This window comes from Betaproteobacteria bacterium, from assembly GCA_009693245.1.
GTDB lineage: Bacteria > Pseudomonadota > Gammaproteobacteria > Burkholderiales > SHXO01 > SHXO01.
In genome coordinates this window covers 1-6508 of record SHXO01000122.1, presented here as the reverse complement: position 1 = coordinate 6508, position 6508 = coordinate 1, and the positions used below count along the sequence as shown (strand labels likewise).

Here is a 6508-nt window from a genome sequence, read left to right as displayed (position 1 = left end):
GCTTTGGCCTCCCTTGACGCGCTTCACCGCCAGTTGCTTGAACTCTGCCGTGTACTCCTGCTTTGGTAGCTTCTTCATCTTCAATCCCTCCAGTTCGTCCAGAATAAACTCCTACTCTTGGAAGACGAAATTTCGGGGGAAGCTCACACGCAGTGACGTGGCTTATGAAAGCGCTGATTGCTGAGTATTCCCAAACTTGTGACGGGATGGGTTTGTTACCACCGTTTCCCTCACCCTCGTTCCCTCTCCCGGAGGGCGATGGAGGAAAAGCGCTTCGCCCTGGTTCCAGGTTAAACCTACATACGGCGATTAACCACGAGGTAACGCGAAGAAAACGGTGTTTCAGTGGAAGCTAATGTGCGTAGCACGTTACGCTGAAACTAGAATACGAAGAAACTGGCGCTACCGAGGCTCACCCATTGGGTGAAGGCTTTGCTACCTCGCTGTTTTTGATTTCCTTCGTGTTCCCTCGTGTTCTTCGTGTGCAATAGCGTTTTCTAGGTTACAACCATTCCCACTTCGCATAACCTGAATTGGATTCGAACACATGAATTTCGTGATTATTGGCGCGGGCGCGCTGGGATCCATCTATGCCGCTTATCTTGCACGCGGCGGGCACCAGGTTTCGCTTGTCGCCCGGGGTGCCCGTGCCGCCGCGCTGGGCAAGCACGGTATCGCCATCGTTGGGCAAGATTCGTTCACGGCACGCTGCGAGATCGTGACACGGGCCGAAACCTTGCGCGAGGCCGATGTCGTAATCGTGGCGACCAAAACCTACGACACCGAGCAAGCGTTGGCACCTCTTCGCGGGCTCGCCGTGAAAAGCGCGTTCTCCGTACAGAACGGCGTTCTCAAGAACGCGCAACTCAGGGGCGCTTTCGGGCCGCAAGTAACGCTGGGCGCCGTCAGCATGATCGGCGGCGGCGTTCTGCCGGCGGAAGGCAACTTGCCAGGTGCGGTTCTCTACAACATGGCTGGCCCGACCATTATTGGCGAACCTCCGGGTGGAGAATCAGCGCGGGTAAAGGAACTCGTGGATACCCTTGTGCGCGCAGGTCTCAATGCGCAATCTTCGGCTGACATCACCTCGATTGAGTGGTCCAAATTCGTTGGATGGTCCGGCTTGAGCACGCTTGCCGTGATGACGCGCTTGCCGACCTGGCGCTTCCTGGCCGATGCCGATACGGCCCTTGTGGCCGCTCGTGTTATGCGCGAAACGGCCAATGTGGCCATCCGCCACGGCGTGAAATTACAAGATAGCGGATTCAGCGGCAAGACCTTCACCGGCGGCAGCGAGGAAGACGCCGTCAAGGCCGTGCAGGCTCACGGAGAAAAACTGCGGGCGAGCGCCCCCAGTTTTCGCCAGTCCATTTTGCAGGATGCGGACCGTAACCGGCGTCTCGAAGTACACGAAACGTTGGATCACATACTGGCCCTTGCGGCGAAACTGGGCGTCGCGACTCCGTCGCTCGATTTGTGCTGCCGCGTGCTGCGAACGGTGTCGCGCGCGGCGGGTGCTGTGTAACTCTTCCGTTCATGGTTCGGCAGGCTCGCCACGAACGGAAGTATCGTAAAGGGCAAAACAACGCACTTCGATACTCCAGCGATCGGGAGCATCGGGCGGTGTCGAAGGATCTTCGAACGCGGTGTGAAAGCTGAAGGTGCTAGGTGACTTGGGGTCGCTGCCATCGCTCTTGGCGCCTTGCGAGCGCGCCAGGGGCCCCGCGGAATCCCATTGCTTGATTAGCAAGGCTTCATCGCGGGTGATGCCAGGATAATAGAACCACCGATGCCACGGTGAGTACTTGGCGAAATAATTCTCCCCTACACGGTCTTGATAATGGATCTCGAAAACCACCAGATCCTCGGTGTGCACGGTCTGCGCGTCGCACAGCGCAAGCGGATTGGTGGCCACGGGTTCCTTGGCGATGTTGCGCCAAACGTTGATGATCGCGAACCGGCCACCGGGGGCCAGCACGCGCTCCGCCGCCTCGGGGCGGATGAGCGATTGCGTCTCCTGTAGAACCACTCCGCGCAAGGTGTCGTTGGTCTTGGGCGGCTTGGTCAAGTCTCGTAGGCGTTGTGGTGCGCTGGTGAGCGTGTAGTCGCCGTGCACGATCTGGGCGGGCCCTTGCACTTGCTGCCCGCCCGCGATGCGTTGCTTGCTTTGCTTGCCCGTGGCCGACCTCACATTGTGGTCGAAGGCGAAAACCTGCGCGCCGGTGAATGCCCGCACGATCTTGGCACACTGCGGGTAGTACTCCTTCACCACTTGCTGGTGGTCGAAGAAATCGATGCCATCGATGGAATTCGGCCTAGTCAGCAGTTCGTAGCCGTTGCGCGCGAGGGTGTGGCGCTCTTCCCTCTGCAAAAGGCGGGCGTTGTGGATATTCATCTGCCGCTTTTGCCGGTTGACGCCCTCCCAGCCAGCATCGCTGCCATCCTTATCGCGCCGGGTGAAAACCTTGCCATTGCGGTAGAGAGACGACACCACGCCGGCGTCCAAGTAATCCAAATATCCGGAAGTTCCCTCCACGACGGGCGCTTGTGCAACACTGTTCATCGTTTCGTCCTCGGCAACCTGAGTGATCAGGGTGTAAATGATACAGCCGCGCGGGCCCAGGGACGCGCCTAAAGTATCCTTGCCACCGGCCAGGTACGTCACCTGATAAGCCAGCTTTCTGGCCAAGTCACTTTCCCAATCTGAAATTAAGGAGGAACGGCGCAATGGAATACCAAGGTATGCGGTTCGAAATCCGCGAGAACGTGGCCTGGATCACCTTCAACCGGCCCGAGGCGTACAACGCCATTGATAGCCATGCGACCAAGGCGTTCTACGACATCGTGAATCGTTGCAGTGCCGACCGTTCCATACGCGCGGTGGTCTTAACGGGCGCTGGTGACCGGGCGTTTTGCGCCGGAGGTGACGTCGCGGAATTCGCCAAGAGCGGTGACGGCATGGAGATGCTGATCCGCGAAATGACCGGAGCCCTTCATACCGGTATTTCGCGGCTGGCCTGGATGCGTGCCCCGGTTATCGCGGCCATCAACGGCGTGGCGGCCGGTGCCGGCTTGAGTTTCGCGGCGTGCGCCGATCTTGCCATCGCATCGGATACGGCCAAGTTCACCAGCGCCTATACGCACATCGGCCTCACGCCAGACGGCAGCTCGACTTTCTTCCTGACCCGGTTGTTGGGCCACCGGCGCACCCTGGAAATGTACATGACCAACCGGGTGCTCACCGCCCAGGAGGCGCTCGAATGGGGCCTGGTGAACCGGGTCGTACCCGCGGCCAATCTGATGGCGGAAGTCACCCAGCTCGCCACGCAACTCGCCAAGGGCCCGACGCTGGCCTACGGTGGCATCAAGAAATTGGTCATGATGTCGCCCAACGATACCCTTGAGTCGCAAATGGAACGCGAAACGCGATTCATCGCCGAAATGAGCACCACCAAGGATGCCAAGGAAGGCATCAGGGCCTTCGTCGAGAAACGCAAACCCAACTTTATTGGCGAATAGCAGGGCCGAACATCGTAAGCCAGCATAGCCGGAACCAAAACGCATGCACTCGCTTCGGCAACGATCATGTTACGAACAAGGGGCGATCCCCTTGTTGGTCCCCCAAAACCAGACCACCGTTTCGCAATTTCTTCTCCAATTCTGTCAACAGCGAATCCGTAAGCGCCTAATCACGCTGCTGGCAATGCGGTTTCCGCGATGCCCGGAATTCGCGTAAAGTCCTTCACATCCATCACGGCAAAAATTCCGTGTGTGCCCCTTTTCACTTGGAGTTTCACGCATGAGCGATACGCCCCCCTACACACCACCCAAAATTTGGACCTGGAACAAGGCCAACGGCGGTAAGTTTGCCAACATCAACCGCCCAGTCTCGGGGCCCACCCACGACAAGGAACTCCCCGTGGGCCGCCATCCGCTGCAGCTCTACTCGCTCGCGACCCCCAATGGCGTGAAGGTCACCGTAATGCTGGAAGAACTGCTGGCGCTGGGCCTTGCCGGCGCGGAGTACGACGCGTGGTTGATCAAAATCGGCGAGGGCGATCAATTCGGCAGCGGTTTCGTGGCGGTCAATCCGAATTCCAAAATTCCGGCGCTGATGGATCGCAGCGGCCCGGCACCTATACGCGTGTTCGAATCGGGTTCGATCCTAATGTATCTGGCGGAAAAGTTCGGCGCCTTCCTACCCACGGACTCGCGCACTCGCGCCGAGTGCCTATCGTGGCTCTTCTGGCAAATGGGCAGCGCGCCTTATCTAGGTGGTGGCTTTGGCCACTTCTACGCCTACGCACCCATGAAGATCGAATATGCCATCGACCGCTTCTCGATGGAAGTCAAACGCCAGCTCGACGTGCTCGACCAGCACCTCGCGCATAGTAATTATCTGGCGGGCGATGACTACACCATCGCCGACATGGCGGTGTGGCCCTGGTATGGCGCCTTGGCCAAGGGCCTGCTCTACGGAGGCGGCGAATTTCTGCAAGTGCAGGAATATGCCAACGTGCAGCGCTGGACCGACCAGATCGCGCAACGCCCCGCCGTGAAGCGCGGCCGCATGGTCAACCGAACCTTCGGTGATCCTGCTAGCCAACTACACGAGCGCCATGACGCCAGCGACTTTGAAACGAAGACCCAAGACAAGGCCAGCGTAAAGGCCTGACACTACTAAGGAGTGCAAGAATGGATTTAGGCATCACGGGAAGGAAAGCAATCGTTTGCGCGGCGAGCAAAGGCCTGGGCAAGGCGTGTGCGATGTCGTTGGCGAAGAATGGAGTGGATCTGGTGATCAATTCGCGCACACTCAGTGAACTCGAAGCGACAGCGGCGGAGATTCGCGCCGCGACCGGCCGAACGGTCACCGCGGTTGCGGCCGATATCACCACGGCGGAAGGCCGCGCCAAAGTGCTAGCTGCCTGTCCAGCCGCCGACATTCTGGTGAACAACGCTGGCGGCCCGCCGCGCGGAGATTTCCGCGAATGGTCGGAGGAAGACTGGGTCAAGGCCGTGAACGGCAACATGATCACGCCCATCATGCTCATCAAAGCCGTGGTCGATGGCATGATCGCGCGCAAATTTGGGCGCATCGTCAACATCACTTCGGGCACGGTGAAATCCCCCATCGCCGAACTCGGCCTATCCAACGGCGCCCGTGCTGGCCTGACAGGATTCATTGGCGGCCTCGCGCGCCAGGTGGCACGGCACAACGTGACCATCAACGGACTGCTGCCCGGCCCGTTCCTCACCGACCGGCTACGTGCCGGGATGGCGGACGCAGCCCGCAAAGCCAACCGTCCCGTGGATGAAGTTTTGGCCGAGCGGGCCAAGACCAACCCGGCCGGCCGCGTAGGCGATCCGTTCGAGTTCGGCGAGGCGTGCGCTTTCTTGTGCGCGGCCTCCTCGGGTTTCATTGTCGGGCAGAATTTATTGCTCGATGGCGGGGCCTTTAACTCCACATTAGGTTAGTGGATTTTCGATTTCCCGAAAGCCATGGCGATCGAGAACCTCGTCAAGTAGGTGAGTCCGCATGAAGATAGAGATGTTGCTTCGCGTTACCGGTATCTGGCGCTTCGCTGCCGTCCTTACCCTCGCGAGCGGCCTTCCGGCCTCCGTTTCCGTGGCGGCGGACGATGCCTTCGTCTGCATGGAAGAATCGCAAGAGTCCTGCTTGCACTTGATTCGCCACACGCTCTTGCCAATAGAGGTGCGACAACCCTTATATCCAGCGTCGCAGTGCTTCCAGCGTATCTGAGGGATTTGTGTTGAAGCAGATTTTGGCACGAGGAGCGTGTTCATGCACGACGTTAATCAGCTTCTCGAACAGGATGAAGTTGCTTGGGACGGCCCGGACACCCGCACCAATCAGGATGCAGTCGAACTGCCGCCGTTAGAGTTGGGCTGTGACTACCGCCTCCGCATTCTGGCCAAAGTCGGTAAGACAATGATGCGCGTCATAGCCAAGAGCCTTCAGCCCTTCTTCGGCGGCGGTGAGTCCCGCCAACACCTTTGCGGCGGTCATGCCGGGAAACGCGTCGTAGTTGGGATCCGAGAAATCACTGAGTGCGGGGTCCAACCCGATCACCAGGACCCTCTTCTGGGCGGTCTCATTGGAGGTTTGCGATGTGGATTGAGGTGCAGTATTCATGTTCATATGGTCGCTCCTCAGCGGTCTATAGGGCACCTCTAATAATCACTTTTCTACGACGGATCTCTTACCGCGTTAGCGAAATGAGTTTCATTCTAGGCCAGGTGACCTTCAGCCGGGTTATTTCGCGCCTTTCAAGGCGTTTTGCGAGCCTCTTCACTGGCTTTGTATCAAACTTACCCAACTGCACACGGATTGACCCCTTGCGGGGCTAATGCGCTTTTTGCGGCACGCTTGATCAACTGCATCAGGCGCACCATGTTGTAGACCAGGTTCATCATCGCGATCTTGGCCCGTGCACGGGCCATTCCGATGGTGCGCACGATATGCCCGCCCATATGCGCTTGTTGC

The 6508-nt window shown here is 58.8% G+C and carries 5 protein-coding genes and 2 pseudogenes; 4 read left to right on the top strand and 3 right to left on the bottom strand.

The features are described from left to right. Positions 1-547: 547 nt before the first annotated feature. Positions 548-1525, top strand: coding sequence for a ketopantoate reductase family protein (locus EXR36_15105; GenBank protein ID MSQ60918.1), 978 nt, complete (start codon positions 548-550; stop codon positions 1523-1525). A gap of 9 nt (positions 1526-1534) precedes the next feature. On the opposite strand, the gene EXR36_15100 is transcribed toward EXR36_15105, so the two are convergent. Then, positions 1535-2563 (bottom strand): hypothetical protein, encoded by a 1029-nt coding sequence (locus EXR36_15100; protein ID MSQ60917.1) that lies wholly within the window; start codon positions 2561-2563, stop codon positions 1535-1537. Positions 2564-2727: 164 nt separating this feature from the next. Between EXR36_15100 and EXR36_15095 the strand changes: the two genes are divergently transcribed. The 3 genes from EXR36_15095 to EXR36_15085 all read left to right on the top strand — a co-directional run bounded on the left by EXR36_15095 (position 2728) and on the right by EXR36_15085 (position 5478). Beyond that, complete coding sequence (locus tag EXR36_15095; GenBank protein ID MSQ60916.1) at positions 2728-3519, top strand: enoyl-CoA hydratase; 792 nt, start codon at positions 2728-2730, stop codon at positions 3517-3519. Positions 3520-3799: 280 nt separating this feature from the next. Then, positions 3800-4675, top strand: a complete 876-nt coding sequence (gene yghU, locus EXR36_15090; protein MSQ60915.1) for a glutathione-dependent disulfide-bond oxidoreductase — start codon at positions 3800-3802, stop codon at positions 4673-4675. Positions 4676-4695: 20 nt separating this feature from the next. Continuing rightward, the gene (locus EXR36_15085) at positions 4696-5478 is read left to right on the top strand and encodes an SDR family NAD(P)-dependent oxidoreductase (GenBank protein ID MSQ60914.1); all 783 of its coding nucleotides are present in this window, start codon (positions 4696-4698) and stop codon (positions 5476-5478) included. 250 nt (positions 5479-5728) lie between these two features. Here EXR36_15085 and EXR36_15080 read toward each other — a convergent pair. Together EXR36_15080 and EXR36_15075 are read right to left on the bottom strand one after the other, a co-directional pair. Next, positions 5729-6097: pseudogene (locus tag EXR36_15080) on the bottom strand (hypothetical protein). A 299-nt stretch (positions 6098-6396) separates the two neighbouring features. Then, positions 6397-6508: pseudogene (locus tag EXR36_15075) on the bottom strand (IS5/IS1182 family transposase).

Excerpts from the sequence above, each read along its gene's own strand:
- EXR36_15105 (MSQ60918.1), top strand. The coding sequence starts at position 548 with ATGAATTTCGTGATTATTGGCGCGGGCGCGCTGGGATCCATCTATGCC.
- EXR36_15100 (MSQ60917.1), bottom strand. The coding sequence starts at position 2,563 with ATGAACAGTGTTGCACAAGCGCCCGTCGTGGAGGGAACTTCCGGATAT.
- EXR36_15095 (MSQ60916.1), top strand. The coding sequence starts at position 2,728 with ATGGAATACCAAGGTATGCGGTTCGAAATCCGCGAGAACGTGGCCTGG.
- yghU (MSQ60915.1), top strand. The coding sequence starts at position 3,800 with ATGAGCGATACGCCCCCCTACACACCACCCAAAATTTGGACCTGGAAC.
- EXR36_15085 (MSQ60914.1), top strand. The coding sequence starts at position 4,696 with ATGGATTTAGGCATCACGGGAAGGAAAGCAATCGTTTGCGCGGCGAGC.